Genomic DNA, 26,371 nt, shown 5'->3' on the forward strand with positions numbered 1-26,371 from the left:
CGTAAGTGAACGGTATAGCCCTTAACCCCGTTGCTGCCTTGCTCCCCTCTCTAGAACAGCGTATCGAGCGGCGCGCGCGAGCTGCCGGGATGGCGCCGGAACGGGCGTTGCGAGCGCGGTTGGCGGCTTACCTATCCTTGCTCAGTCGATGGAATCGCCGGATGAACCTGGTGGCCTTTGACGATCCGGACAAGGCGGTGGACCGGCTGATCGTCGAGCCGCTGATGGCGGCGCAGTGGATACCTGGCGAGGCGGGCTTGCTGATTGACGTCGGCTCTGGTGGAGGGTCACCCGCCATCCCTTTGAAATTGGCGCTGCCGGACTTGGCGCTGGTGATGGTAGAGAGTCGAGTGCGGAAGGCAGCGTTTCTGCAGGAAGCCGTTCGTGAGCTCGGGCTGAGTGGAACGGAGGTGGCGCGTTCACGCTTCGAGGCGTTGGTCGAGGCGGGCACGCTGGCGGCGCGGATGGACGTTGTGACGGTCCGGGCGATTCGAGTCGGCACGCAGGAGCTCGCGGCGCTAGGGACCTTTCTGCGACCTGGAGGGCGGCTGCTGTGGTTTCGGGCCGGGCAGGGGAAGCCGCCGCTGGCGTCAGGCCTAGAAGTTGCCGGAGAGTATCCATTACTCTCGGGTCAGGCGGGCCAACTGTCAATCCTGCGCAAGGTCCCCTGATCGGTGTTCCACGTGGAACGATCAGAAATCAGAAGTCAGGAACCAGGGAAAACGGCCGCCTCGGCGAGGCGGCCCTACCTCAGGACAACGGGAACCAGGAACCAGGAACCAGGAAACGCGAGGCACCCTTCGACTCACCTGACGGCTTGCCATGAGCGAGCGTCAGACGAGTCGAATGGGAAACAGGAATCGGATTTCTGCCTGTGCTATCGTTTTGTCGGACGGCGAGCCGCCGATCACCAACATCCTGCAAGCAACTCGACCCTAAGCTTTTGAAAATGGGGAAGATCATCGCGATCTCGAACCAAAAGGGCGGTGTGGGCAAGACCACAACGGCGATCAATCTTGGTGCATCGCTGGCCAGTGCCGGCCATGATGTGCTCGCTGTCGATATCGACCCGCAGGGAAATCTCACCAGCGGCGTCGGACAGAAGCAGCATGACGGCCGCACCATCTACGAAGCGCTGATGGGAGCTGGTGCCGACGGCGAGATACCCCTCCCCATCCTTGACACGCCGATCGAACGGCTGAAGGTAGTTCCTGCCGATCGCGACCTCTCAGGTGCGGAGGTAGAGCTCGTCACTCAAGCGAACCGCGAGGGGCGCTTGCGGCAGGTGCTGGAACCGCTCCGGGATCGCTTCTCCTACTTGCTCGTCGATACGCCGCCTTCCCTCGGCCTGCTCACGCTCAATGCGCTCGTCGCCGCCGACACGGTGCTCATCCCATTGCACTGCGAATACTTTGCGCTGGAGGGACTCGCAGATCTCCTAACCACGCTCAAGCGCGTACGCTCGGCCCTCAACCCGCGATTGGACGTCGAAGGCGTGCTGTTGACGATGTACGGCGACCGAACCAACCTCGGTCAACAGGTTGCCCGCGAGATTCGGGGGTTCTTCGACAACAAGGTCTTTGACACCGTGATCCCACGAAACATCCGTCTGGCCGAGGCGCCGAGCCACGGTATGCCGGCCGTCCTGTACGATGCCAAATCCCGCGGCGCTGAAGCCTACACAACCCTTGCACGTGAGCTCCTGTCGCGGAATGGTCCAAGGGCATGACGTGACTATGTTGATAGACCTAACTTGTGAGGAGTGAAGCAGATGGCAGCGGAAAAGCGCTCCGCCTTGGGGCGCGGCTTGAGCGCGCTCATTCCCGACAGGCAGCCCCCCGCGATTGCTCCTTCCACGCAGCCGGCTACCGAGCCTCCTGGTGGAGGGAGCTCCCAAGCGGAGGGGCCAGGGGCTGTTGCTTCTCACGAGCTCCGGGAGGGGCGGCAGAACATCGGCCAAGCGCTCGAGGTCGACCTCGATCTCTTGGATCCCAACCCTCTCCAGCCTCGCGCGCACTTCGACGATAGGCGACTCGACGAGCTTGCCCGCTCCCTGCGTGCCAGCGGGGTCATCCAACCGCTGGTCACCCGGCGCCGCGGGGAGCGCTATCAGATCATTGCCGGCGAGCGCCGCTGGCGAGCCGCGCAGCGCGCCGGCTTGCTGAAGGTGCCGGTGGTCCTTCGAGACGTCCCCGACGAGAAGCTGCTCGAGGTCGCGCTCATCGAAAACCTCCAGCGGGAAGACCTGAACGCGATAGACGAAGCGCTCGCCTACAGGCGCCTCGTCGAGGAGTTTCATCTCACCCAGGAACAAATTGCGGATGCCGTCGGCAAGGATCGCGCCTCGATTGCCAATCACCTCCGACTCCTGAAGCTGCCGGCAGAGGTGCGCCAGCTCGTCGCGGGCGCGGCGCTCTCGATGGGCCACGCTCGTGCCATCGTTGGCCTCGACGATCACGCGCGCATGAAGACAGCCGCGCGCGAGGCGCTTGATCGTCATCTCTCGGTGCGCGAGACCGAAGCGCTCGTGCGTCGTCTCCTGACGCCGGCCAAGCCCACACGCACCGAGCCGTCGACCGATGTGCACACACGCCACGCCGAGGAGCGCATGCGCCTCGCGCTCGGCACACGCGTCCGTATCGTCCGCGCGGGGAAAGGGGGACGTATCGAAATCGACTTCATCTCCGAAGAGGAGCTCAATCGAATCTACGAGCGCATTACAGAACCGAGCTGAAATGTTCAAGAAGAAACGCCGACTCACCGATTACGCCGCCTGCGCCGGTTGAGCGAGCAAGCTCGCTGCCGGCGAGCTCGCTCACGTGCTGAGCGACTGGCCCGTGGAAGCCTCTGACCGGGTTCTGGTTGACTTCAGGACCGCGGACGATGCGGGTGTGTACCAAATCGGGGCAGCCGAGGCGCTGGTTCAAACCGTTGATTTTTTCACGCCAATTGTTGACGACCCCCGTCTTTACGGCCAGATCGCGGCAGCCAACGCCGTGAGCGACGTCTATGCGATGGGCGGGCGTCCTCTCACGGCGCTTGCTATTGCCGCCTTCCCAGCGAACGACTTCGACGCGAGCGTCGTGCGCGCGATCTTCCACGGCGGCCTGGAGAAGCTTGTCGAGGCGGGAGTGGCCCTCCTCGGTGGCCACACTGTCCAGGACCACGAAGTGAAGTTCGGCTATGCGGTCACCGGTATGGTCGATCCCGGGCAAATCTGGGCGAATGCCGGGGCCCGGCCCGGCGACGTCCTCTTGCTGACGAAACCTCTCGGAACCGGTGTGATCACCACGGCTGCAAAGTTTCAGCGTGCGCCAGCCGATGTGCTCGAGGCGGCTGTCGTCTCGATGGCGACGCTCAACCGCGCTGCGGCGGAGGCACTCGCAGGTGCGCCGGAGCGTAGCGTTGGGGCGTGCACGGACGTCACCGGATACGGTTTGCTCGGGCATGCATCGGAGATGGCGATTGCGAGCAGAGTGACGATCGCGATCGACGCGAGCGCGGTGCCACTGCTGGCGGGTGTCCGCGCTTTGGTCGCGCGCAACCTCACCGGCGGCGGTAAGACGAACGAGGCCTATTTCGGGTCAGGCGTCGACGTGCCGCGCGACATGGAGCCGGCGCTGCTCGCCTTGCTGTACGACCCGCAGACCTCGGGCGGCCTGCTGGCGTCCGTGTCGAGCGCCGAGGAACAGACCGTTCTGGGGCGGTTGCACCGTGCCGGGGTGCCTGCCGTCCGCGTCGGGCTCGTCGAGCCACAGGGCGAGTGGAAGGTCCGGCTTCTCTGATGTGCTCTTGCGACAGTTTGGTGGGGATGGTATAAAACTACGTTTCGGCGTGCCGTCTGAGGCGCGCCTGATCCGGCCTTTCCATGCCCGGCAGGTTCGTGGGCTGGGTTTCTCCGGAGGCAATTGCGTGTCGCTGGACCTGTCGGTCCTGTGGGTCATCCTCTCGGTTCTCGTGCTAGCAGCCGCGTTGCAGCACTTCTTGTTCAAGCCTCTGACCCGCGTGATGCGCGCGCGTGAAGAAGCGGTGGCGTCGGCGCGCGCCTTGGCCGCACGTGCCGCGGCTGAAGCGCGACGGGCCACGGAAGAGTACGAAGCCAAGACCGCCGCTGCACGCGCGAGTCTCTACCGGGAAATGGACGAGGTCCGCCGCAACGCGCTCGAGAAGCGATCGACCCTTGTTGCCGAAACGCGCCGCGAGGTCGAGCAAGAACGAGCGCGGGCTGCTGAAGAGCTGCGCACATCTGCTGAAGCGGCGCGGGCCCGCCTGGCTGCTGAGGCACACGAGCTCGGTCTTGCCGTCGCAAGCCGCCTGCTCGACCGCCAAGCTTCCTAATCGTGGTTCAACATCGAAGGGGCAAGACGCGAAAGACCGATGCACGTGCGCGCTTGTGAAATTCGGATCAATCTCTCGGTGGCGGCGGCAGTGCTGGCCGGCGCCCTGAGCTTCCCTGCGCTGTTGGTTGCCGCAGAGCCGGGCGCATCGAACGCGGCCGGCGAAGTGGCGCCTTCAGAAGAGCGCCCTCCGCAGCACGGAGAAGGTGCGCACGCAGACGAGGCGGGCCACGACGAGAGCCCCTGGGGCACGATCGCGACGCTCGTGAATTTCTTGGTGCTTGCCGGCGGCCTCTACTACTTTCTTCGGACGCCGCTTGCCGGACATCTCTCCGGACGTGCGGAGGGGATCCGGTCTGGCCTCGCCGAGGCAGAGTCGACCCGCAACGCGGCCAGCGCGCAGCTCGCCGAGGTCGAGGCCAAGCTCCAGGCCCTTCCGGGCGAGATAGAGGCGCTGCGGCAGCGTGGTGTCGAGGAGATCGCGGCGGAAGAAACGCGCATCCGTCACGCGGCCGAGGAAGAGCGGAGCCGGATGATTACCCAGGCACGCCGGGAGATCGACTTGGCGCTCCGCGTGGCGAAGCAGGAGCTCGTGGCCGACGCCGCGACGCTTGCCGCTGACGTCGCCTCCGCCCATCTGCGTGCCACGATGACGCAGGCAGATCAAGAGCGTCTGATCGCGCATTATGTCGCGGATGTGAGGCAGCCGTATGACTAGGCTCGAAGCGACACGCGCGGCCAGGGCGTTGTTCGACGTGTCGCTTCAACAGGGTGATCCAGCGCATACGGCCTCAGACCTCACACGCATGGTCGAACTACTCGACGCGCACCGGGACCTCGAGACTGCGCTGACCAGTCCGATGGTGAAGCCGGCAGCCAAGCATGCGCTGGTCGATCAGCTTGCACCGCGGCTCGATCTCACCTCCATCAGCCACCGGCTGTTGCTGGCGCTCGCCGATCGGGATCGCCTCGCCACCATCCGCCCCATCGCGGCCGCTTTCCACCGACGGATGCTCGAGCATCAACGTGTGATGGAGGCCGCGGTGACTACGGCGGTGCCGCTGAGCGAGGAGCAAGCGGCGGCAATCGCGGCCGGATTGTCTCGAGCGACGGGCCGGCGCGTGTCGCTCGTGCGCGCGGTCGACCCCAGCATCATTGGCGGCGCAGTGGCACGCGTTGGCAGCTTGGTGTTCGATGGCAGCATCACGACGCAGCTCCGGCGATTCAAAGAACAACTGAGCGCAGAGGTATGACGATCAAAGCAGACGAGATCTCGCGACTCATTCGCGAGCAGATTGGCGGCTTCTCCCCGGATGTCGATGTCGCAGAGGTGGGGACGGTCGTGTCGGTCGGCGACGGCATCGCGCGTCTCCACGGCGTGGAGCGTGCGATGGCGGGCGAGATGATCGAGTTCCCGCACGGCGTCTACGGCATTGCGCTGAACCTCGAAGAAGATGGCGTCGGCACGGTGCTGCTGGGCGAGTTCTCGAAGATCAAGGAAGGCGATACGGTCCGGCGTACCAATCGCATCATTTCCGTACCGGTGGGCGAGGCACTGCTCGGCCGTGTGGTGAACGCGGTCGGCCAGCCGCTGGACGGGAAGGGCGCGATCGTCACCGACAAGACAGCGCCCATCGAACGGCTGGCGCCGGGCGTCGTCGAGCGACAGGGCGTGCGAGAGCCGCTGCAGACTGGGCTCAAGGCGATCGACTGCATGGTGCCAATTGGGCGCGGACAGCGCGAGCTGATCATCGGGGATCGCCAGACGGGCAAGACCGCGGTGGTGGTCGACACGATCATCAATCAAAAGGGTCTGGACGTCGTCTGCATCTACAACGCGGTCGGCCAGAAGCAATCGACGATCGCCCAAGTCGTCAGGACGCTCGAGGAGCACGGCGCGATGGACTACACCATCGTCGTTGCGGCCGCGGCGTCCAACCCTGCGCCGATGTTGTACATCAGCCCGTACGCCGCGTGTGCGATGGGCGAGTACTTTCGTGATAGCGGGCGGCACGCGTTGGTCATCTACGACGATCTCTCCAAGCACGCGCAGGCATACCGGGAGATTTCACTGCTGCTCCGGCGGCCACCGGGCCGAGAGGCGTATCCTGGCGACGTCTTCTATCTGCACTCGCGCTTGCTCGAACGGGCGGCCAAGTTGAATGACGATCTCGGAGGTGGCTCGCTGACGGCGCTGCCCATCATCGAGACGCAAGCGGGTGACCTCTCGGCGTATATTCCGACCAACGTGATCTCCATTACCGACGGGCAGATCTTCTTGGAGACGGACCTCTTCCACCAGGGCGTCAGGCCGGCCATCAACGTGGGCAACTCGGTCTCGCGTGTCGGCGGCGCTGCGCAGATCAAGGCCATGCGCCAGGTCGCAGGAACGTTGCGTCTCGAGTTGGCGCAGTATCGCGCACTGGCGGCGTTCGCACAGTTCGGCAGCGACCTCGACAAGGCATCGCAGGCGCAGCTGCATCGCGGCGTGCGTCTCGTCGAGATCCTGAAACAGCCGCAGTATCGGCCCCTGGCCGTCGAGAAGCAGGTCGCGATTACCTTTGCCGGCACGAACGGTCTGCTCGACGACATTCCGGTGGCGGAAGTCGGGCGCTGGGAGCGGGAGTTCCACCGATTTCTCGAGACGCGTCACCCGGGCATTCTGACAACGATCGCGGAGAAGAAGACCGTCGATGATGACGCGAAGCGCACGTTGACGGAGGCGATCAAGGAGTTCAACCAGAGCTTCGTGGCGACACCGCAGGGAACCGTCATATAAGGTCCTTAGTCCTTGGTCCTTAGTTCTTGGTGCGCGACTGCCGCCGGACCAAGCACCAAGGAGGAAGAACCAAGCACTAAGGACCAAGCACCAAGAACTGTTCTTATGCCGTCACTGATTGATATCCGGCGCCGCGTGCGGGCTGTGCGAGCGACACAGCAGATCACCAAGGCCATGAAGATGGTTGCGGCGTCGCGCCTGCGTCGCGCGCAGGAACGCGTCGTGAATGCGCGGCCGTACGCGCAGCGGATGGCGTATGTGTTGAATAGCCTGGCGACGCGCGTCGAGGCAGGACGACACCCGCTCCTGGGCAGTGAGGCAATGGGCGATGCGCCGACGCTGCTCGTCGTCGTGAGCGCCGACAAGGGCTTGTGCGGGAGCTTCAACGGCAACGTCACGAAGGCGGCAAGCAGCTTCGTCGGTGAGCAGCAGGGACGAGCGGTGACGTTCGCGCTCGTTGGCCGGAAGGGGCGCGACTACTTCCGGCGCCGACGCGTCGACGTGCGCTTCGAGCTCACGCAGATTTTCGGGCGGTTGAAGCTGGATCATGCGCGCGAGATTGCCCGTGCGGTGGTGGAGGAGTTCGTCGAAGGGCGTGCCGGCCGGGTGTGCCTGGCCTACAACGAGTTCAAGACGGTGATGCAGCAGCGCGTGGTCGTCGAACAGTTACTGCCCATCCCGCGGCTCGCCGACACGGAGCAATTAGGGGCGCCGCAAGCGGACTACCTGTACGAGCCGTCGGCCGACGAGATCCTGGCGCGGCTCCTGCCCCAGCACGTGGAGGTCCAGATCTTCCGTGCGTTGCTGGAGTCGGAAGCAGCCGAGTTCGCGGCCCGCATGACCGCGATGGATGCCGCTTCGCGGAACGCCGAGGAGATGATCGACAACCTGACGCTTTACATGAACAAGGTCCGCCAGGCGGCCATCACCCGCGAGATCATCGAGGTCGTCTCGGGCGCGAAGGCATAGGACGGGCGAACAAACCGGCGCCGACGACCCAGTGGATGACAGGATTGAGATCGAAAGAGCACCACATGAGCGATGCAGCAGCCGTAGAGCAACAGGAAGGGCGTATAGTGCAGATCATCGGGCCCGTCGTCGATATCGAGTTCGAGTCGGGGCGCTTGCCTGCCATCTACAACGCCGTGCGGATCGCCTCAGGGGACGCGAGCGGCAATCGGGTCGACGTGATCGCCGAGGTGGAGCAGCACCTGGGCGAGAATCGAGTGCGTGCAGTCGCGATGAAGGCCACCGACGGGATGCAGCGAGGCATGAAGGTGGTTGACCTCGGTGAGCCAATCACCGTGCCGGTTGGCCCCCAGACGCTCGGACGGGTGCTCAACGTCTTGGGTGAGCCGGTCGACTTCCCGGACCGCCCCGTGGAGACGCAGGAGCGATGGCCGATTCATCGACCTGCGCCGTCACTCGAGGAGCAGTCGACCGAGTTGCAGATGTTCGAGACCGGCATCAAGGTCGTCGATCTCCTCGAGCCCTACCTGCGCGGCGGCAAGATCGGGCTCTTCGGTGGCGCCGGCGTTGGCAAGACGGTCATCATCCAGGAGCTCATTCACAACATCGCGCTCAAGCACGGCGGCGTCTCCGTCTTCGCGGGCGTCGGGGAGCGCACCCGCGAGGGGAACGATCTCTGGCACGAGATGCAGGAGAGCGGCGTCGTCGATCCCAGCGACTGGCAGAAGTCCCGTGCGGCGCTGATCTACGGCCAGATGACGGAACCGCCGGGCGCCCGCCTGCGGGTAGGGCTCACGGGACTAACGGTAGCCGAGTACTTCCGCGACGCCGAAGGCAAGGATGTGCTCCTGTTCATCGACAACATCTTTCGCTTTACCCAAGCCGGCTCGGAGGTCTCGGCGCTTCTCGGCCGCATGCCCTCCGCGGTGGGTTATCAGCCGACGCTGCTCACCGAGATGGGGGAGCTCCAAGAGCGCATCACGTCGACCAGGAAGGGCTCCATCACCTCGGTGCAAGCGATCTACGTGCCGGCAGACGACTACACGGATCCGGCACCGGCGACGACGTTCTCGCACCTCGATGCGACCACGAACCTGTCTCGTGACATCGCCTCGCTGGGCATCTACCCGGCGGTGGATCCGCTCGCCTCCACGTCGCGTATTCTCGATCCGCGGATCGTCGGCGAGGAGCACTACGAGGTGGCGCGGCGCGTCAAGCAAGTCCTGCAGCGGAACAAGGATCTGCAGGACATCATCGCCATTCTTGGCATCGATGAGCTCTCCGAGGAGGATAGGCTGACCGTGGGCCGCGCGCGTAAGATCCAGCGGTTTCTCTCGCAGCCCTTCCATGTGGCGGAGCAGTTCACGGGGCGCTCGGGGAAGTACGTGCCGGTTGCCGATACGATCCGCGGCTTCAAGGAGATCTGCGACGGGAAGCATGACGAGGTGCCGGAGCAGGCGTTCTACATGATGGGCACCATCGACGAGGCTCTGGAAATGGCCACGACGCTGTAACGAGGTTCTTGGTCAGAACTCATGAGTTTGACACTGAGCATCGTGATGCCGGAGCGAGAGGTCGTTCACGACACCGTGGACGAGGTCCAGCTGCCGGGCTCCGAGGGCTACTTCGGCGTTCTACCCGGTCACACGCCGCTCCTGGCCACGCTGAAGATTGGTGAGCTCTGGTACCGTAAGGGGCCAGAAAAGCTCTATGTGATGATCGCCAATGGGTTTGCGGAGGTGTTGCCAGATCGAGTGACGGTGCTGGCCGAGCGCGCCGAGCGCGCCGAGGACATCGACGTCACGCGTGCTGAGGCCGCCAAGGCGCGTGCCGATGAACGCGCGCGGACGCCGGAGGCGGGGCTCGATTACGAGCGCGTACGGGCCGCCATAGACAAGGCAAACACGCGGCTGCAGGTGGCGCGACACGCACGCGCTCGCGGCTGAGGGCTCTCGTTCGTATTCCGCTGCCATTGAGGCTTCGGGCCAGGCACCATTCCACCGAGGCACCGTTCTATCGTGGATCCATGCGCATTTCCTGGGCCGCCGCCACGCACCCGGGCCTCCGACGGTCCGTCAACGAGGACGCCTTCGGCGCGCGACCGGAGCTTGGGTTCTTCATCGTCGCGGACGGCATGGGAGGCCATGCCGCCGGCGAGGTGGCGTCGCGTCTGGTGGTGGAGGAGGCAGAGGCATTTCTCACGGCCGACCTGCATGCGGGGGAAGCGGCCCCGCCCTTGGAGCAGCTCCGGCGAGCGTTCTTGCACGCGAACCAGGGCCTGACCAGAGCGATGCGCGCGGAGGCACGGCTGCGTGGGATGGCCACCACGGCATCTGCCGTCCTGGTCGAGCGCGGCGACGCGGCGATCGCACACGTCGGCGACAGTCGCGTCTACAGACTGCGACAAGGCAGTCTCGCGCAGCTCACGCGGGATCACTCATGGGTGCAAGAAGAGGTTGACGCAGGTCGTCTCTCCGTCACGGAGGCGCGCTACTCCATGTGGCGACACGTCGTCACACGGGCGCTCACAGGGATGGAGGATCCGGCCATCGATGTCAGCACATTCACGCTCGAGCGGCGCGATCGCGTGCTGCTCTGCTCCGATGGTCTGACGACGGTTGTTGCCGACGACCGGATCCGCGAGATTCTCGCTGGCGAGGACGGCCTGGAGCGCGCCTGCGGCGGCCTGATCGACGAAGCCAACCGCGCAGGCGGCCCGGACAACATCACCGCTATTGGCCTTCAGATCGATGATTTATAACCTGCGGCAGCTCCTGCGCTACCGAGCGCTCATTCAGAGCCTCGTGGCGCGCGAGCTCAAGGCGCGCTACCGAGGCTCGGTCCTCGGCTTCTTCTGGTCGTTCATCAACCCACTGCTGCTTCTGTTGATCTACACCTTCGTGTTCAAGGTGGTGCTGCCGAACACGCAGATCGAGAACTACGCGCTGTTTCTCTTCTGCGGCCTGCTGCCGTGGACCTGGTTCAGCGCGTCGATCATGGAATCCGCGAACTCGCTCCTCGCGGGCGGTAACCTGATCAAGAAGGTGCTCTTTCCGGCCGAGGTGCTGCCGATTGTGTCGGTCCTCGCCAACATGATGCACTTCTTCTTCGGGCTCCCCATTCTGGCGGCGTTCGTCGTCTATTACAGGGCATCGGTCAGCGTTAGCGAGCTCCTCTGGTTTCCAATCGTCGTGCTCGTGCAGCTCGTGCTGACGCTCGGCATGGGCCTGTTTCTCTCCGCGCTGACGGTCCACTTTCGTGACATCAAGGACATCCTCGCGAACCTGCTGACGTTTTGGTACTTCGCGACACCAATCATCTACCAGATGTCGTTCGTGCCGGAGGCGCACCAAAAATTCCTGAACCTGAACCCGTTCACGCACCTTGCCGTCTCGTATCAGGAGATCCTGTACTACGACGGACCTTTTGGCCATTGGAAGTGGCTCATGGCGTTGGCCTTCGCGGCGATTCTGGTCTTCTTCGTGGGATACTTCATCTTCGACCGTCTCCGTGACTCGTTTGCTGAAGAAGTATGAATGCCATTGAGGTCTCGAACGTCTCGAAGGTGTACCGACGCTTCAACCATCGCCGGCAATTCGCGACGCTCAAGAGCGCCATCATCACCGGCAGCCTGATCGGTGAGCTGCGACCGGATGAGACCTTTCGCGCGCTCGAGGACGTGTCGTTCACGGTGCCAGCCGGAAGGACGTTCGGCATCATCGGGCGGAACGGCTCGGGCAAGAGCACGATGCTCAAATGCGTCGCGGGGATCTCGCGGCCGACGAGCGGATCAGTGGTTGTGCGCGGGCGGATCTCCGCGCTCATCGAGCTGGGCGCTGGTTTCCACCCGGAGATTTCTGGGCGGGAGAACGTGTTCATCAACGGCATCATGCTCGGCTTGTCGAGGGCGGAAGTGGCGCGGCGCTTCGATGCGATCGTCCGATTCGCGGAGCTCGAGTCGTTCATCGATGCTCCGGTCAAGACGTACTCGTCCGGCATGTACATGCGGCTCGGTTTTGCCGTGGCCATCAATGTGGATCCCGACGTCCTCCTGATCGATGAGGTCTTGGCGGTGGGTGACGAGGGCTTTACGCACAAGTGCCTCGACAAGTTCGGGGAGTTCCGGCGCCGCGGTAAGACGATCTTGTTGGTCACCCACGGGCTTGGCATGGTGGAGCGCTTCTGCGATGAAGCGCTGTGGCTCGATCGAGGGCGTGTCTGCGGCGCCGGTGATCCCAAGCGAGTCGTCGACGCGTACGTGACCGAAGTCGAGACCAGCGAAGAGGCGCACCTCGCAGCAGAGGATGCCGTGACGCGTGAGGTGGCCGGCGGTAGCGACGCATCGACCGACGCGTCCCGTGTGCGCGCGTCAGTTGAGAGGAACCCCCCGGGGGCCGTCCCTCCGACAGACATGTTTCGCGCCACTGAAGGACGATGGGGCACGCGTGAGGTCGAGGTCGAAGATGTGACACTCGTCGGTGAGGATGGCCAGGCGGCCCACGTCTTCCACAGTGGGGACCGTGTGACGCTCCGGCTCTCGGTCCACGCGCGGGATGCCGTGCGCGACTTCGCGTTCGGTGTCGCGATCTTCAACGCCGACGGCGTATGTTGCTATGGGACGAACACCAGCATCGAGGAGCTCCAACCGGAGGTGGTCCGCGGGCGGGGCGAGGTGCGGTTCGTCATCGATCGCCTGGACCTCACGGAAGGAACGTACAAGCTCGACGTTGCGGCCCACAAGCTGGACGGGTATCCGTACGACTACCATCGCCAGCTCTACACGTTCCGCGTGAAATCCCGCCTGAAGGACGTGGGTATCTATCGCCCGCCGCACACGTGGGAGTTTTCCGAGAACGTGCGCTTGCGGCGGGTCGCCGGTCCGGTTGGTTGGGAGCACAGCCGATAGCCCGTGCTTGTCATGAGACGAGGCGTGGCTCAAGATCGAATGAATGGAGGCAACGATGAGATATCTCAGCCTGTGTGTTGCGAGTGCGAGTGTGGTCGGCATTCTCTTGACGACGGGGCCTGCCGGAGCTGCGGCATCCGGTTCCGCGCTGCGGCCGCAATCTGAAACGGCGGCGACGGCGGCAGCAGATGTGAAGGATGCGGATGGGAAGTCGCTCGGCACGGCAGAATTGAGCGAGACGCCGGCGGGTGTGCTATTGACGGTGAAGCTTTCTGGCGTACCGCCGGGCGAGCACGCGCTGCACCTGCATATGACGGGACAGTGTGAGGGGCCCGACTTCAAGTCGGCAGGCGGGCACTACAACCCAGAGTCGAAGGGCCATGGGTACAAGAACCCGGAGGGGCCCCACAAAGGTGACCTGCCCAATGTCTACGTCGGCCAGGACGGCACACTGACCGTCGATGCGTTCGTACCCAGTGTGACTATCGCGCCTGGCGCCCAGAGCTTGCTGGACGACGATGGGACGGCCATTGTCGTGCATGCCAAGCTGGACGACTACTCGACGGATCCGGCCGGCGACGCCGGCGATCGCATCGCCTGCGGCGTGGTTGAGAAGAAGTAGAGTTCTGAGGTTCGAGGTAGACGTCGGCGATGGTGCCTACTCGCACCCCACCCCTTACCTCGAACCTCTTACCTCCATGTCTCGTGTTCGAAGCGCGCCGATCGTGTCGTTGGACGAATCCGTCGCCCGCGTCGCGGCCTGGCGACAGGACGGCGCCTCCGTCGTGTTCACCAACGGGGTGTTCGACCTCCTGCATCCGGGCCACGTTCGCTATCTTGCCGCCGCACGCGCCGAGGGGGATCGCCTCATCGTGGCCGTGAACTCCGATCGCTCCGCCAGGGCCAACAAGGGACCGCGCCGTCCCCTCGTTCCGGAGGCAGAGCGCGCTGAGCTGCTCGCCGGTCTCGCGTCGGTCGACGCCGTGCTGCTCTTCGACGATGAGACGCCGGCGCGCGCGATTGATCGCTTGCAACCGGACGTCCTGGTGAAAGGTGCGGACTGGGCCGAGGGTGAAATCGTCGGGCGCGAGGCGACCGTGGCGCGTGGGGGCCGTGTGGTGCGCGCGCCAATCGAGAAGGGCCACTCCACGACCGACATGATCTCGCGCATTATTGCGGTCGAGCCCGGAACGTATGGCGAAAGGTGACCTGCGGCGGTTCGCCGCTTACTGGGTGCAGCGCGTCACGCAGGAGGGGTTTCAGATCTTCAATCGGCGTCGGCGCGCTCGAATGAGCTGGCTCTACGGCGCCATCGATGCCCCGCTTGCCCTGCAGCCGTTCCATGGGTGGATCCTCGTGCGCGGATGGTGCTGCTCCGATGATGGCGCGCCGGTCACGATTGTTCTCTCCGCCGCCGGCAAGCAGGTCGAAACGGTCATGCCCTCTCTTCCGAGGCCGGACGTCGCAAGGGTGCATCCCCAGCTGCCCGGCGTCGAACGCGCCGGGTTCGAGGCCTTCGTCAGAGCGTTCGATTTGCCGAAGCGCCGTCTCGTTCTTCTCAAGTGCACTGCTCGCGTGGTCCACAATGGTCACATCAGAGAGGGCACACTGGATACGGTGCCGGTCGTCCGGTGGCGAGCCGGCCGCCGGATGCTGCCGCGCTTTGCATACCATGATGTGTGGGACGAGTCCGCCCGCAACCAGCGCGACGCGCGCGTATCGGTGGCTGGCTACGACGACGATGCGGAGTGGAATCGGACGGGGGAGAACACCGCCTCTCACGTGGCGGAGCTGACCGGCATCGGGCCGGACGATGTGGTGTTGGAGATCGGCTGTGGCGCGGGCCGCGTCGGCGCGAAGCTCGCGCCGCGCTGCCGGCAGTGGATTGGCGCCGATGTGTCGACGAACATGCTCCGCTACGCGCGACCGGCGCTCGACCGCTTCGAGAACGTGTCGTTCGTGCGTCTCAACGGTGTGGATCTTCACGGCATACAGGACGAGTCGATAGACGTCGTGTACTGCACCGCCGTGTTCATGCACATCGATGAGTGGGATCGCTATCGCTACGTTGCCGAAGCCTACCGTGTGCTTCGTCCAGGTGGACGAGTGTATGTGGACAACTTTGGTTTGAGCGGTGAGATGGGCTGGGATCTCTTTCTCGAGATTTCAAAGGTCGACGCCGCCTTGCGGCCACCCAACGTGAGCAAGTCGTCGACCGGCGAAGAGCTCCAGATCTACGGCGAGCGTGCGGGGTTTACCGACATCGTCATCGAGCGGGCGGCGCTGTTTGTCGCGATGATCGGCCGGAAGCCCGGCGGCCCGGCCGGCGACCGTCATGCCGCGTCTTAACACGAGGGGCAAGAGGCGACGAGCACGGCGCGTTCGGCGAACGCGCCCTACCGTGGACGACGGTCGGGTTGCTTCGGTGAGGCGGCCGCGGGACCGTGGACGAAGGTAGGGCCGCCTCGCCGAGGCGGCCGCTGGACGTTTTCGCAGCGCCGGAGAGCCCCCGAGGGACGCGTATGATCGAGCTGAGTAACTATGAGCTGCAAAAGCCCCCCGAGAAGCCGTCGCGCTCCGGCATGCCGGGCTCGCTTCTGGCACGGGTTGGCGCAGTCCTGCTATTCGTCGTCCTGATCGTCGCGGGCTACTATCTCTACAAGATGCGACCGTGGTCGCGGGCGGAGAGTCCGCCGGCAGAGACGAGCGCCCCTGCCGATACCCCGCTGCCTACGCCAGAGCCGCAAGGCCTTGGTCAACCGGCGGAGCCGGTAGACGTCCCGCCGCTGGCCGACGTAAGCGCGCTGGATACGCTCATCCGTAAACTCGTCGGTCCTCTTTCGTCGCAACCGCAGCTCGCTGCACTCCTCACCACGGACGACCTCGTACGCCGTTTCGTGGTCTCGATCGACAACATCGCCCGCGGCGTCGCCCCCGCCAATCAGGTGCGTGCCGTTGCGCCCAAGGGCGACTTCACCGTGCAGGGCAGCGGGAAAGACATAACCATCGACTCGCGGTCGTACGATCGCTACAACGGCATCGCTGCGACGGTCGCATCGCTCGATGCCGACGCGCTCGCGCGGCTCTACACGACGCTCAAGCCACGATTCGACGAGGCGTATCGCGAGCTGGGCAATCCGGACGACGACTTCGATGCGGCGATCGAGCAGGCGATGGTCCGATTGCTGGCCACGCCAGACGTGACGGGCCCCGTCGTGGTGCGGCAAGGGAAGGGCGTCAACTACGTCTTCGTTGACAAAAACATCGAAGCCCTCCCGTCCGCTCAGAAGCAGCTCATTCGGATGGGACCTCGTAACCGACAGACGGTCCAGCAGAAGGTGCGCGAGCTCGCGCTGGCACTCGGGATCCCAGCAGACCGGCTCCCGGCGAGCACCTAGCCCACTACGAAGACGACGACCACGAAGACACGAAGAGTTACACCACGAAGGACACGAAGGACACGAAGATCAGTTTGTTTTCTTCGTGATCTTCGTGGTGGGCTCACCACGCTAGGCGCGCCATCAACTGCACCATGCGTGGAAAGCCGCCCACCTCCGTCACGCGGCTGAACGAGGCCAGGCCATACGCCGTGTTCGGCCCGCGGAAGTTGGCATCGTCGAAAGCGTTGATAATCTCCGCCCGCACCATGAGGCTCGTCTGACCGAGCCGCTGCATCTTCTGGATGGCGATGTCCCAGTTCTTCTTGAACGGCGTTCTGACGCGTGTATCGGTGCGCGGGGCGTCGCCCAGGGTGAACGGGTCGGCCGCGGTCCACGCTTCGGGGTCGAGCCAGGCATCCACGCGGTCGGTATTACTGCCCGAGGTCTTTGGGTCGACGCCGGCCACGAGGTTCGGCCGCTGATTGCTGCCGAAGAGACCGGAATTGTTGTTCGCTTGGTAGACCTGCACAGGGAAGCCACTCTGGTAGCTGCCCACGGCGGTGACGGCCCATCCGCCGAAGAGCGTGTTCACCAGCGCGCTGCGGTTGCCCCAGCGCTTCTGCTCGCCGAACGGCAGCTCGTAGGTAACCGTGAGGTTCTCAGCAAGTGACGTGCCACTGGTGTGGCTGGAAAGGCCAGGAGCGGAATGGGCAATGTAAATGGCCGCGCACGGTGGTGTCTGGCGTTACTCGCCGGGCCAGAAACGGCCCAGGGAAGGCGCTGCGCCGAGACACGCTTGAAGGTAGGCCGGTAATCGGCAACAGACTTGTCGGCATCGGCGAATCAACAGAAATGGCGGCGTGCTACCATCAAGGGTTCGCACGGGCGATGCGCCTGCCGGATGATGAGCTCCGCTACGACCGCCTTCTCACTTCGTACGATCCTCGCGATCGCCGCTGACCTGGCCGGGTTCACGAGACCGGAGCAGGGATGGTCGGGGCTGTCCGCAGCAGCCAAGGCCCTCGCGATCGCTGCTGCCGCGGGTGAGCGGCCGATTCTCGCCGTTGTGCCGGCCGATCGCGACATCGAGCCGCTCGTTGCCAATGCCCGATTCTTTCTGCGTGCTCTCGCGCGCACGGCTGACGATGCGGCGGAGCCGCGAGTCCTCCCATTTCCCTCGCCCGAGGTAGATCCCTACCGCGGCCTTGCGCCGCACTTCGACGTGGCGGCCGCACGTGCGCGTGCCCTCCACGCGCTCGCCTCGAGGCGCGCACAGCTCGTTGTCGCGTCGACGGCTGCCTTGTTGCCGCGTCTCGTCGCTCCGGATCGCCTCATGCAGGCCGTCACCGAGCTCAGGCCGGAGCAGGAGATTGCCCCGAGCGATCTCGCGGATCGGCTCGTGACGGCTGGCTTCTCACGCGAGGATCCGGTCGATCAACATGGCGAGTTCTATGTCCGCGGAGGTGTCGTTGACGTCTTCCCGGCGGGAGATCGCTTGCCCATCCGTCTCGAGTTCGTTGGCGACACGGTCGAGTCGATCCGGGCTTTTGACCCCGAAACTCAGCGCTCGGTGTCGGTGCTGGAGCATGTCCGCATTCTGCCGCTCACCGAGCAGCTCGCCGACGATTCGGGCGCCGCCTCGACAACAGTCTTCGATTACGCCGCCCGCGCCGACGCACAGCTGGTCGTCCTGGAGTGGACAGATGTCGATCGGCTGGGGCAGGCCCGCGCCGAGGGCATCGCCTCGAGCTATCGAGACGCGGTGGCGCGGGGAGACGAGGTGCTGCCGGTCGATCGCATGACGGTGGCCTGGAGCGACGTTGCCGAGCGTCTCGTACGCGCCACACGTCTGGAGACGCTCGGTTTGGACGACCTCGCAGCGCCCACGCCTCCAGAGGTCTTGCGGCACGTGCGCTGTCAACCGTCGGTCCACTTCCACGGCCGTGTGAGCCAGTGGGTCGAAGAGCTCGTTCGTGCGCGCGAGATGGGTGAAACGACGGTGCTGGTGGCCGAGACGTCCGGGCGTGCAGAGCGAGTGATCGAGCTGCTGCGCGAGCACGGCCTTGTTGCAGAGCCCGTTGACGAGACGCTGGATGGAGCGCAGTCTCGCGCGGAGGCCGTGCAGGGAGCACACGACGTAGCCCCGCGACCCCCGGAAGCACCCCTCCTTGTGGTGGTAGGCGATCTCTCCGAAGGCTTTCGGCTTCCGGAGGCCAAGCTTCGCCTCTACGCAGAAACGGACGTTTTCGATGAAGAACGGGTTGGTGGCGAGCGGCGGCGCCGCATCACCGCGAAGGGCGAGACACGTCGGTCGCCGTTCCTCTCTGACTTTCGAGATCTCAGGGTGGGCGACTTCGTCGTCCACATCGACAACGGCGTCGGTCGCTTCGTGGGCTTGCGCAAGATCGACGTCAGCGGCGAAGCGCGCGAGTTCATGGAGCTGCGCTACGCGGGCGAGGACAAGCTGTTCGTGCCGGTCGACCGGCTCGACCTCGTGCAAAAGCACACCGGCGGGGGCCGCCCCGTGCTGGATCGCCTCGGGGGTGCGAGCTGGGAGAAGACCAAGACACGTGTCAAGCGCGCCATGCGTGACATGGCCGAGGAGCTGCTGAAGCTCTACGCCGCGCGCAACGCCATCGCGGGCCATACATTCAGCGGCGACACGCATTGGCAACAGGAGTTCGAGGATGCGTTTCCGTATGAGTTGACGGTGGACCAGCGAAGTGCAATCACCGACATCAAGCGAGACATGGAGGCGCCCACGCCCATGGACCGCTTGTTGTGCGGCGACGTGGGCTACGGCAAGACCGAAGTCGCGATGCGCGCCGCGTTCAAGGCGGTCATGGATGGCAAGCAGGTGGCCTTCCTCGCACCGACGACGGTCCTGGCGCTGCAGCACTTGAGAACGCTGACGTCGCGGTTTGCGGCCTTTCCGGCCCGGATTGACATGGTGAGCCGATTCAGGAGCCGGGCCGAGCAAAAGGCCACGCTCGCAGGGCTCGCTGACGGCCGCGTCGATGTGATCGTCGGGACGCACCGTCTCCTGTCGAAAGATGTCGTGCTTCGCGACCTGGGGCTGCTCATCGTCGACGAGGAACAGCGCTTCGGTGTCGTGCACAAGGAGCGGCTGAAACAGCTGCGCAAGCGCGTCGATGTGCTGACCATGACGGCGACACCGATCCCGCGGACGCTGAACATGTCGCTCGTGGGCATCCGTGACATGTCCATCATTGAAACGCCGCCGAAGGATCGGCAGGCGATCCAAACGCATGTCACGGAGTTCGACGCCAGGATCCTGGCGAGCGCCGTTCAGCAGGAGCTCGAGCGCGGCGGTCAAGTGTACGTCGTGCACAACCGCGTCGAGTCGATCTACAGCTTTGCTCAGCTCATCCAGCGGCTCGTGCCGGATGCCCGCGTGGGTGTCGGCCACGGCCAGATGGAGGAAGCAGAGCTCGAGCGCGTGATGGTCGGCTTCGTGGACCGCAAGTTCGACGTGCTCGTGTCCACCACCATTGTCGAGAACGGCCTGGACATTCCGAACGCCAACACGCTCATCGTCAATCGAGCAGACCGATACGGCTTGGCGCAGCTCTATCAGCTGCGCGGCCGCGTCGGCCGCTCGGACCGCCGCGCGTACGCCTACCTCGTGGTGCCGCCCGCCGACACATTGTCGGACGTGGCACGCCGCCGCCTTGCCGCCATTAGAGAGTTCTCGGACCTGGGCGCCGGCTTCCGCGTTGCCGCGCTGGACCTGGAGATCCGAGGTGCGGGCAATCTGCTCGGCGGGGAGCAGAGCGGCCACATCGAGGCGGTCGGCTTCGAGATGTACACGAAGCTGCTCGAGGAAGCCGTACGCGCTCTGAAGGGAGAGGAGCTCGAAGACGATCGCCGGACCGCCCTCAATCTCAAGATGGACATTCGAATCGACGAGAGCTACATCGAGGACATGAACCAGCGGCTCAGTGTGTATCGGCGCATCGCCTCGGCGCGATCGCTCGACGAGCTGGAGCGCGTCCTGGGGGACGTGCGGGACCGGTACGGTCCGCCACCTGCAGCGCTGTCCCAGCTGGCGGCGTGCGCACGGCTGCGGATCGCGGCGGATCGCTTGCGGGTCGAGTCGATCGACCGCGAAGCGTCGGCCATCGTCCTTAAATTCAGGTCCGACGCACCGATCGAGCCCGGCCGTCTGGTTCGCCTGATGGGCAGGCGGCCCGATGTAAGGCTTGTGCCGCCTGGATTGCTGAGGCTGGAGCTGGCGCCGCCATCGCTCCAGGGGCGAACCCAGCGTCACGTTCCGGACAGGAGCGTGCGCGGCGCCCCGGCGCCGGCGACCGCCAGCCGGGTCAGCCGCGCTTCCGGGGACGGCCAGTCGTGGTGGACCGCACGAGCCAGAGAAGCTGACGTTCGGGCGGGATTCAGCAAGGCGGAGGTCACGAGGCGCCCCGCGGAAGACCCGCTAGCACCTGGGGGGGTTGTCGCCCGGGTCGAGCAGCTGCTGGTCGAGTTGGAGGAGGCTGCGGTGGCGGGGTGAGGGGGTGACGGGGTGACAAGGTGACAAGGTGAGGGGTGAACCAGCGCAGGTAGCGCGGGGCCTTTAGGCCCCGCGGCGCAGGAATCGGCAGTGGCGAGCGAACTTCACCCCGGTCATCGAGCCGCCCCGTCACCTTGTCACCTTGTCACCCCCTCACCGTGTCACCGTGTCACGCCCTGCCTGTACAATAGAAAGGTTCGCCGCCCCCGGCGGCTGGAGTTGACCATGAAGATGTTGAGGTGCTTGGCGGGTCTTGGTGTGCTCACCGTGAGCGTCATCGTCCCGCTCCAGGCCGAGATCCTCGAGCAGATTCTCGTCAAAGTGAACGGCGAGATCGTCACGAAGACGGAGATGGAGCGACGAACGGCGGCAGCCTTAGAGGAACAGCTGAGGAACAAGTCGCTGTCGACGGCGGACCTCGACGATGCGGCGTTCAAGAAGGCGGTTGCCGAGATCACGCCGCAGGTCGTGCTCAACACAATCGACGAGTTGTTGCTCATGCAGCGCGGCCGCGAGCTGGGCTTCAAGCTGACGGACGAGCGCTTCACCGAAGTAGTCGGCAACATCCGCAAAGAGAACAAGCTGGAGTCGGATGAGGAATGGAAGACTGCGCTGAAGCAGTCCGGCTTGACGATCGAGACCCTCCGAGGACAGCTCGAGCGGCAAATGATCGTGCAGCGGCTACAGCAGCAAGAGGTGTACAGCCGCGTGAGCATCAGCGAAGAAGAGGCGCGAGAGTACTACAAGGCGCACAGCACCGAGTTCACGCAGGAGGAGATGGTGACGCTGCGTGAGGTTTTCGTGGCCCTGCCCAAGGCCGAAGAAGGCAAGCCGGCGGACCCGAAAGCGGTGCAAGCCGCGCAGGAGAAGCTCGAGAAAGTGCAGGCGCGGCTCGAGGCAGGTGAGGACTTCACGAAGCTGGCGGGCGAGATGTCGGACGCGCCCTCGCGAGCCAACGCCGGCCTCATCGGCCCGCTTGCGGCGCGGGAGTTGTCGGTCAACCATCAGCAACTACTGGCGAAGATCGAACCGGGCCAGGTGGGCGAGCCGATCGAGACAAACGACGGCTGGCAGATCATCAAGCTCGAGTCGCGAACGCCGCAGAAGGTGACTTCGTTCGACGAGGCACGTGAGGAAATCAACCAAAAGGTTTTCGAGACGAAGCAGGGTGGGGAGTTCCAGAAGTATCTCGGGCGGCTGCGGCGGCAGGCCATCATCGAGTGGAAGAACAACGAGGTGAAAAGGGCGTACGAACAGGCGGTTGCTGCGGCGCAAAAGCAGCCGCAGCAGCAAGAGCCGCAACAGTCGTCGACGAAGTCATGAGGATTGGATCGCTCACGCTCGACTGCCCGCTGGGTGTCGCCCCGATGGCGGGCATGACCGATACGGCGTTCCGCCGTCTGGTGAAGCGCCACGGAGGCTGCGGCCTAGTCGTGTCCGAGATGGTGAGCTCTGAGGGCCTCGTCCGCGGCATCCACCGCACGCTCGAGTACGCCGAGTACACCGAAGAGGAGCGGCCGGTCTCCATCCAGATCTTCGGCGGCGATCCGGAGAAGATGGCGGCGGCGGCGCAAATCGTCGAGGCGATGGGTGCCGACGTCGTCGACATCAACATGGGCTGCCCTGTACCCAAAATCTCCAAGCACAACGCAGGCTGTAGCTTGATGCGTGAGCCGGCGCACGCCGCGGCGGTCGTGGGCTCGATGGCGAAGGCCGTGAAGATTCCCGTCACCGTGAAGATGCGTGCGGGGTGGAACGAGCAGGACATCAATGCACCGCTGCTGGCAGAGATGGTCGAAGATGCGGGTGCAGCTGCTCTCACCGTGCATGGACGGACTGCGGCGCAGGCCTATAGCGGAACGTCGGACTGGAACCTCATTGCGCGGGTCGCGGAGCGCGTCGACATCCCGGTCTTTGGCAGCGGTGACTGCGTCGAGCCGGAACAGGTCGTCGACCGCCTCGCGTTTGGGCCCGAGGGCGTGCTCGTGGGGCGTGGCATCCTCCGCAACCCGTGGATTCTCGCTCAAGCCGCGGATCTGAGAGCCGGGAGCCCCAGTCGCCAGGTGTCCTTGTGGGAACGGGGACGCTTTCTCTTGGAGTACATCGACCTGCTGCTCGGCGAGCGGATGGACGAAGCAGAAGGCTTCCGTCATGCCGTGCCGACGTCGCCCTCGTCTGGCGGCCAGCCGTCGCAGCGGAGCCGCGAGCGTTGGGTCATCAACAAGCTTCGCGCCCTGGGCTCCTGGTACACGAAAGGTGTCGAAAACGGCTCGCACCTCAGAGTTCGCATCAATCAGTGCGCTTCGATCGCCGAGCTCCGCGAGGTCATCGAGGCGTTCTTCGCGACGGAAACGGGGACAGCCCCCGTTTTCCGGTCCGCGGAAAACGGGGGCTGTCCCCGTTTCGATGTCCCTACACAGCTTCCACGTTGAAGTCGTAGACGAGCGCCGCTTCTGCAAGCTCGTTGAAACGGCAACCAAGCTCCGCGTGTGCTGGGTGCTCGAGATATGCCTGCAACCCCGCCTCATCGTCGAACTCGACGAGAGCGACGTAGGGAAACTCCGGAAAGCCTGTCATGACATAGCTTGGCCGAAGCGCCACCCGGCTTCCGATGAGAAAGCGGCGGACTGACGGAACGTCCCGCGCGGCGACGCCGATTGCACGGACGAGGGCGTCGCGCTCCTCGTCCGACGCGTCGGCACGCGGCCGGTACAGGACCACGTGGACCGTCACCGGCGTTTGGGCCCTTTCTTGGAGCCAGGGGACTCGCGCGGCCGGCGGACCCTCGGCCCTCCCTGAAAGTGCCCGCGTGGTGGCCTCGGCGCTGCACCTCCAGCGTCATCGGTCTCATTTGCCTTCTTCCAACCGAAGCGTCTCGCTAGCGTCCGCCGCTTGATCGCCCGCGGGATCTTGGGCCGCGCACGTGGATCGCTATGCGTCCCTCCCGGTCGCCAGTCGCGTCCTCGGGTCCGCGCCTCGCGACGCGCGCGCACCCGCTCGGCCTGGGCTTCCTCCGGTGAATTCCAGATCCGCCCACCCTCGAACCACTTGAGGACCGCGTCCGGCTGCCGGCGTTGCAGTTGCTTCAGCGTTGGTAGCAGATCTTCGGCATTGCGCGCGCGAAACGCCGTCGGCCCGCCGGCGACCAGGATCGTCCAATAGATCAAACGGGACATTTCAGGAATCGGGAATCAGGAATCAGGAGTCAGGACTTCGGATTCCCGCGAGATATCGCCGTCTTGATCGAGAATCGTGCGCTCGAGCCGCTTCAACTTCTCGATGAGCGTGGTGCGCTTGAGACCGAGCAATTCTGCGGCTTGCCGCTTGTTGCCACTGGTACGGGCAAGTGCTTGACGAATCAAGGCATGCTCGATCCGGCCGATGTAGCTTTCGAGGCCGAGTCCCTCGTCCGGAAGCACGACATCCCGCTCCTCCTGTACGAGCTCTACGGTCTGCAGTGAGGGTGGCAGCGCGGCGACGTCGATTTGCGCGCATCCCGGGCTCAACGCGAGCGCCCGCTCCACCGCGTTCTCCAGCTCACGGATATTGCCCGGCCAGGTGTAGCCCATCAATCGACGCATGGCTGCCTGCGAGAAGGTGACGCCGCGCCGCGGTGGCTGCATCTCGGATCCGAGCTTCTCGAGAAAGTGTTGCACGAGTAGCGGGATATCCTCGCGTCGCTCGCGCAGCGGGGGAAGACTGACAGGGATCACGTTCAGTCGATAGAAGAGGTCTTCACGGAACGTCCCGCTCTTGACCAGCTGCGCGAGGTCGGCATTGGTGGCGGCGATCACGCGCACGTCGACCCGGACGGGCCGCGTATCGCCAACCCGCTCGAATTCCCGCTCCTGGAGCACGCGCAGCAGCTTCGCCTGCAGGGCGGGGCTCATCGTTCCCACCTCGTCGAGGAACAGCGTGCCCTTGTTGGCTTGCTCCAGGCGACCGCTTCGTGTGGTCACGGCACCCGTGAATGCACCACGCACGTGACCGAAGAGCTCGGCCTCGAGAAGGGTCTCGGGAATGGCACTGCAGTTGATGGCCACGAACCGTTCGCGGTGCCGGGGGCTATTGTGGTGAAGCGCTCGGGCCACCAACTCCTTGCCCGTGCCCGTTTCACCCGAAATCAAGATAGTGCTCGACGTCCCAGCGACGGTTTCCAACAGCTGAAAGAGCTCGCGCATCAGGCCGCTGCGTCCGACGAGGCCCTCGAACCGGTAGCGCTCTTGAAGCTGGGCGCGGAGGTAGGCATTCTCCGAGCGAAGGCGGCGCACGGCGAGCGCACCCTCGAGCACGAGCTGCAGCTCGTCGAGCTGAAACGGTTTGGTCAGGAAGTCCGCAGCGCCGCTCTTGATGGCGGCCACGGCATCTTTGACCGTGCCGTACCCGGTCACGACGATCACGACGACGTCAGGGTAGCGATTGAGCGCTGCGTCCAGCACGACCGTCCCACTCTGCCCAGGCAGCCGCAGGTCGGTGAGGACGACGTCGAAGGCAAAGTCGTCCAGGCGCGCGAGCGCATCTTCGGCAGTCGCAGCTTGTTCGACGATGAAGCCCTGACCCGTGAGATATTCCGCCACCGCCAGGCGGAGCGACGCCTCGTCTTCGACCAGGAGCAAATGTTTCTTACTGTCAGCCATTTCTCACGACCCGTCGGTATTTTGACGATCCGACCGCTCGCCGTCAATCGGGGTGACACGGTGAGGGGGTGACGGGGTGAACTGGCGTACGTAGCGCGGGGCCTTTTAGGCCCCGCGGCGCAGGAACTTGCAATAGCGAGCGAATTTTCACCCCAGTCGTCGAGCTGCCCATCACCGTGTCACCCCCTCACCCCGTCACCTTGTCATCCGCTCACCTTGTCACCCTCCTAATGCCTGTGCCCGTTCGACCGATAGACTGAACGATAGAGTGGAAGTGACGAGCTCATTAGCCGCCAGGCCCGGCGTCTGCCGTGGCAATCTCGACGAGCAGGGGAGCCGCGTGCCTGCCGACGCCACTGACCTAACCGCGCTGTTTCATCGTCTGAACAACCAGCTCGGCGTTATCCTCGCCCACGCCGAGTTACTGCAGGTACGGGCGGGCGACGAGCAGAGCCGCTCGCGAGCCTCGGAGGTCGTGCGCGGCGCGCTCGACGCGCTCACCACGACTCGCGAGATTCGCGAACAGTGGGAGGGATCGCGCCCCTCGAAAGAGTGACGACCGCGGCAGTGTCGTCGTCACAGAATCGTCGATGGGGGGAGTATATCGTCATTTTGTTGACGACAGGCCACGCTAGAGACGCGCGACAACCGTCCGAAACAGGACGGTCATACCCAGTAAGTTATTTCTAATCAATCCGTTATCAGCCTGCACCGATCATTGTTCGGCGCAGCTGTCGAAGAATCGACGATTGGCACTGCGATTGCGTCCTTTCGTCTCGACCGGCGGATTCGCCGGCGAAGGTTGAGTGGCGAGGGGAACCATCGACCTTCG

Annotated in this window: 26 protein-coding genes; 22 read left to right on the forward strand and 4 right to left on the reverse strand. The window is 64.6% G+C overall.

Going from position 1 to position 26,371, the window contains the following annotated elements; translation table 11 throughout:
• Nucleotides 1–89 precede the first annotated feature (89 nt).
• The 18 genes from rsmG (at nucleotide 90) to GEV06_12200 (ending at nucleotide 16,389) form a co-directional block, all read left to right on the forward strand.
• The gene (rsmG, locus tag GEV06_12115; protein MPZ18641.1) at nucleotides 90–671 is read left to right on the forward strand and encodes a 16S rRNA (guanine(527)-N(7))-methyltransferase RsmG; all 582 of its coding nucleotides are present in this window, start codon (nucleotides 90–92) and stop codon (nucleotides 669–671) included.
• 278 nt (nucleotides 672–949) lie between these two features.
• Nucleotides 950–1,729, forward strand: a complete 780-nt coding sequence (locus GEV06_12120; GenBank protein ID MPZ18642.1) for an AAA family ATPase — start codon at nucleotides 950–952, stop codon at nucleotides 1,727–1,729.
• Nucleotides 1,730–1,771: 42 nt separating this feature from the next.
• Nucleotides 1,772–2,734: a ParB/RepB/Spo0J family partition protein gene (locus GEV06_12125; GenBank protein ID MPZ18643.1), complete on the forward strand. Its 963-nt coding sequence runs from the start codon at nucleotides 1,772–1,774 to the stop codon at nucleotides 2,732–2,734.
• A gap of 1 nt (nucleotide 2,735) precedes the next feature.
• Entirely contained in the window at nucleotides 2,736–3,785 is a 1,050-nt protein-coding gene (gene selD, locus GEV06_12130) for a selenide, water dikinase SelD (GenBank protein ID MPZ18644.1), read from the forward strand.
• The gene (locus GEV06_12135) at nucleotides 3,715–4,338 is read left to right on the forward strand and encodes a hypothetical protein (protein ID MPZ18645.1); all 624 of its coding nucleotides are present in this window, start codon (nucleotides 3,715–3,717) and stop codon (nucleotides 4,336–4,338) included. Before selD ends, GEV06_12135 begins: the two co-directional genes overlap by 71 nt.
• A 39-nt stretch (nucleotides 4,339–4,377) precedes the next feature.
• Entirely contained in the window at nucleotides 4,378–5,055 is a 678-nt protein-coding gene (locus GEV06_12140) for a hypothetical protein (protein ID MPZ18646.1), read from the forward strand.
• On the forward strand, nucleotides 5,048–5,590 hold the full coding sequence (gene atpH / locus GEV06_12145) for an ATP synthase F1 subunit delta (GenBank protein MPZ18647.1): 543 nt from the start codon (nucleotides 5,048–5,050) through the stop codon (nucleotides 5,588–5,590). The genes GEV06_12140 and atpH overlap by 8 nt, the downstream gene beginning before the upstream one ends.
• Entirely contained in the window at nucleotides 5,587–7,116 is a 1,530-nt protein-coding gene (locus tag GEV06_12150; protein ID MPZ18648.1) for a F0F1 ATP synthase subunit alpha, read from the forward strand. Before atpH ends, GEV06_12150 begins: the two co-directional genes overlap by 4 nt.
• 105 nt (nucleotides 7,117–7,221) lie before the next feature.
• Entirely contained in the window at nucleotides 7,222–8,085 is an 864-nt protein-coding gene (gene atpG, locus GEV06_12155; protein MPZ18649.1) for an ATP synthase F1 subunit gamma, read from the forward strand.
• 65 nt (nucleotides 8,086–8,150) lie between these two features.
• Nucleotides 8,151–9,599: a F0F1 ATP synthase subunit beta gene (gene atpD / locus GEV06_12160; protein ID MPZ18650.1), complete on the forward strand. Its 1,449-nt coding sequence runs from the start codon at nucleotides 8,151–8,153 to the stop codon at nucleotides 9,597–9,599.
• Between the two features lie 21 nt (nucleotides 9,600–9,620).
• A complete protein-coding gene (locus GEV06_12165; GenBank protein ID MPZ18651.1) occupies nucleotides 9,621–10,031 on the forward strand; it encodes a F0F1 ATP synthase subunit epsilon in 411 nt (136 codons plus the stop codon).
• A gap of 80 nt (nucleotides 10,032–10,111) precedes the next feature.
• A complete protein-coding gene (locus GEV06_12170; GenBank protein MPZ18652.1) occupies nucleotides 10,112–10,846 on the forward strand; it encodes a SpoIIE family protein phosphatase in 735 nt (244 codons plus the stop codon).
• Entirely contained in the window at nucleotides 10,836–11,621 is a 786-nt protein-coding gene (locus tag GEV06_12175; protein MPZ18653.1) for a hypothetical protein, read from the forward strand. The genes GEV06_12170 and GEV06_12175 overlap by 11 nt, the downstream gene beginning before the upstream one ends.
• A complete protein-coding gene (locus GEV06_12180) occupies nucleotides 11,618–12,991 on the forward strand; it encodes an ATP-binding cassette domain-containing protein (protein MPZ18654.1) in 1,374 nt (457 codons plus the stop codon). The genes GEV06_12175 and GEV06_12180 overlap by 4 nt, the downstream gene beginning before the upstream one ends.
• A 55-nt stretch (nucleotides 12,992–13,046) precedes the next feature.
• On the forward strand, nucleotides 13,047–13,613 hold the full coding sequence (locus tag GEV06_12185; protein MPZ18655.1) for a superoxide dismutase family protein: 567 nt from the start codon (nucleotides 13,047–13,049) through the stop codon (nucleotides 13,611–13,613).
• Nucleotides 13,614–13,689: 76 nt separating this feature from the next.
• A complete protein-coding gene (locus GEV06_12190) occupies nucleotides 13,690–14,199 on the forward strand; it encodes an adenylyltransferase/cytidyltransferase family protein (protein MPZ18656.1) in 510 nt (169 codons plus the stop codon).
• A complete protein-coding gene (locus tag GEV06_12195) occupies nucleotides 14,186–15,340 on the forward strand; it encodes a methyltransferase domain-containing protein (protein ID MPZ18657.1) in 1,155 nt (384 codons plus the stop codon). The genes GEV06_12190 and GEV06_12195 overlap by 14 nt, the downstream gene beginning before the upstream one ends.
• Before the next feature lie 173 nt (nucleotides 15,341–15,513).
• Nucleotides 15,514–16,389 (forward strand): DUF3014 domain-containing protein, encoded by an 876-nt coding sequence (locus GEV06_12200; protein ID MPZ18658.1) that lies wholly within the window; start codon nucleotides 15,514–15,516, stop codon nucleotides 16,387–16,389.
• Between the two features lie 103 nt (nucleotides 16,390–16,492).
• On the opposite strand, the gene GEV06_12205 is transcribed toward GEV06_12200, so the two are convergent.
• Nucleotides 16,493–16,963, reverse strand: coding sequence for a hypothetical protein (locus GEV06_12205; GenBank protein ID MPZ18659.1), 471 nt, complete (start codon nucleotides 16,961–16,963; stop codon nucleotides 16,493–16,495).
• Between the two features lie 309 nt (nucleotides 16,964–17,272).
• On the opposite strand from GEV06_12205, the gene mfd reads away from it, so the two are divergent.
• The 3 genes from mfd to dusB all read left to right on the forward strand — a co-directional run bounded on the left by mfd (nucleotide 17,273) and on the right by dusB (nucleotide 23,334).
• The gene (gene mfd / locus GEV06_12210) at nucleotides 17,273–20,902 is read left to right on the forward strand and encodes a transcription-repair coupling factor (GenBank protein ID MPZ18660.1); all 3,630 of its coding nucleotides are present in this window, start codon (nucleotides 17,273–17,275) and stop codon (nucleotides 20,900–20,902) included.
• A 225-nt stretch (nucleotides 20,903–21,127) separates the two neighbouring features.
• Entirely contained in the window at nucleotides 21,128–22,225 is a 1,098-nt protein-coding gene (locus GEV06_12215; GenBank protein ID MPZ18661.1) for a hypothetical protein, read from the forward strand.
• Complete coding sequence (dusB, locus tag GEV06_12220) at nucleotides 22,222–23,334, forward strand: tRNA dihydrouridine synthase DusB (GenBank protein MPZ18662.1); 1,113 nt, start codon at nucleotides 22,222–22,224, stop codon at nucleotides 23,332–23,334. Before GEV06_12215 ends, dusB begins: the two co-directional genes overlap by 4 nt.
• Here dusB and GEV06_12225 read toward each other — a convergent pair.
• The 3 genes from GEV06_12225 to GEV06_12235 are packed head-to-tail and all read right to left on the reverse strand — an operon-like array spanning nucleotide 23,315 to nucleotide 25,539.
• A complete protein-coding gene (locus tag GEV06_12225) occupies nucleotides 23,315–23,635 on the reverse strand; it encodes a hypothetical protein (protein ID MPZ18663.1) in 321 nt (106 codons plus the stop codon). The two genes, dusB and GEV06_12225, sit on opposite strands and share 20 nt — an antisense overlap.
• Nucleotides 23,632–24,078 carry a hypothetical protein gene (locus GEV06_12230; protein MPZ18664.1) on the reverse strand — a complete coding sequence of 149 codons (447 nt, stop codon included), beginning with the start codon at nucleotides 24,076–24,078 and terminating at the stop codon, nucleotides 23,632–23,634. Before GEV06_12230 ends, GEV06_12225 begins: the two co-directional genes overlap by 4 nt.
• 15 nt (nucleotides 24,079–24,093) lie before the next feature.
• Entirely contained in the window at nucleotides 24,094–25,539 is a 1,446-nt protein-coding gene (locus GEV06_12235; GenBank protein MPZ18665.1) for a response regulator, read from the reverse strand.
• Nucleotides 25,540–25,813: 274 nt separating this feature from the next.
• Here GEV06_12235 and GEV06_12240 point away from each other — a divergent pair, with 274 nt between their 5' ends.
• Nucleotides 25,814–26,095, forward strand: a complete 282-nt coding sequence (locus GEV06_12240) for a hypothetical protein (GenBank protein MPZ18666.1) — start codon at nucleotides 25,814–25,816, stop codon at nucleotides 26,093–26,095.
• Nucleotides 26,096–26,371: the final 276 nt, after the last annotated feature.

The organism is Luteitalea sp. (assembly GCA_009377605.1).
In the GTDB taxonomy this organism is placed as follows: domain Bacteria; phylum Acidobacteriota; class Vicinamibacteria; order Vicinamibacterales; family Vicinamibacteraceae; genus WHTT01.

Bases quoted from the DNA above. Each gene is read 5' to 3' on its own strand.
- atpH (MPZ18647.1), top strand. From the start codon at position 5,048: ATGACTAGGCTCGAAGCGACACGCGCGGCCAGGGCGTTGTTCGACGTG.
- GEV06_12200 (MPZ18658.1), top strand. From the start codon at position 15,514: ATGATCGAGCTGAGTAACTATGAGCTGCAAAAGCCCCCCGAGAAGCCG.
- atpG (MPZ18649.1), top strand. From the start codon at position 7,222: ATGCCGTCACTGATTGATATCCGGCGCCGCGTGCGGGCTGTGCGAGCG.
- GEV06_12190 (MPZ18656.1), top strand. From the start codon at position 13,690: ATGTCTCGTGTTCGAAGCGCGCCGATCGTGTCGTTGGACGAATCCGTC.
- GEV06_12235 (MPZ18665.1), bottom strand. From the start codon at position 25,539: ATGGCTGACAGTAAGAAACATTTGCTCCTGGTCGAAGACGAGGCGTCG.
- GEV06_12170 (MPZ18652.1), top strand. From the start codon at position 10,112: ATGCGCATTTCCTGGGCCGCCGCCACGCACCCGGGCCTCCGACGGTCC.
- mfd (MPZ18660.1), top strand. From the start codon at position 17,273: ATGATGAGCTCCGCTACGACCGCCTTCTCACTTCGTACGATCCTCGCG.
- GEV06_12215 (MPZ18661.1), top strand. From the start codon at position 21,128: ATGAAGATGTTGAGGTGCTTGGCGGGTCTTGGTGTGCTCACCGTGAGC.
- GEV06_12185 (MPZ18655.1), top strand. From the start codon at position 13,047: ATGAGATATCTCAGCCTGTGTGTTGCGAGTGCGAGTGTGGTCGGCATT.
- GEV06_12165 (MPZ18651.1), top strand. From the start codon at position 9,621: ATGAGTTTGACACTGAGCATCGTGATGCCGGAGCGAGAGGTCGTTCAC.
- rsmG (MPZ18641.1), top strand. From the start codon at position 90: ATGGCGCCGGAACGGGCGTTGCGAGCGCGGTTGGCGGCTTACCTATCC.
- atpD (MPZ18650.1), top strand. From the start codon at position 8,151: ATGAGCGATGCAGCAGCCGTAGAGCAACAGGAAGGGCGTATAGTGCAG.
- dusB (MPZ18662.1), top strand. From the start codon at position 22,222: ATGAGGATTGGATCGCTCACGCTCGACTGCCCGCTGGGTGTCGCCCCG.
- GEV06_12175 (MPZ18653.1), top strand. From the start codon at position 10,836: ATGATTTATAACCTGCGGCAGCTCCTGCGCTACCGAGCGCTCATTCAG.
- GEV06_12120 (MPZ18642.1), top strand. From the start codon at position 950: ATGGGGAAGATCATCGCGATCTCGAACCAAAAGGGCGGTGTGGGCAAG.
- GEV06_12180 (MPZ18654.1), top strand. From the start codon at position 11,618: ATGAATGCCATTGAGGTCTCGAACGTCTCGAAGGTGTACCGACGCTTC.
- GEV06_12125 (MPZ18643.1), top strand. From the start codon at position 1,772: ATGGCAGCGGAAAAGCGCTCCGCCTTGGGGCGCGGCTTGAGCGCGCTC.
- GEV06_12230 (MPZ18664.1), bottom strand. From the start codon at position 24,078: ATGTCCCGTTTGATCTATTGGACGATCCTGGTCGCCGGCGGGCCGACG.
- GEV06_12140 (MPZ18646.1), top strand. From the start codon at position 4,378: ATGCACGTGCGCGCTTGTGAAATTCGGATCAATCTCTCGGTGGCGGCG.
- GEV06_12195 (MPZ18657.1), top strand. From the start codon at position 14,186: ATGGCGAAAGGTGACCTGCGGCGGTTCGCCGCTTACTGGGTGCAGCGC.
- GEV06_12150 (MPZ18648.1), top strand. From the start codon at position 5,587: ATGACGATCAAAGCAGACGAGATCTCGCGACTCATTCGCGAGCAGATT.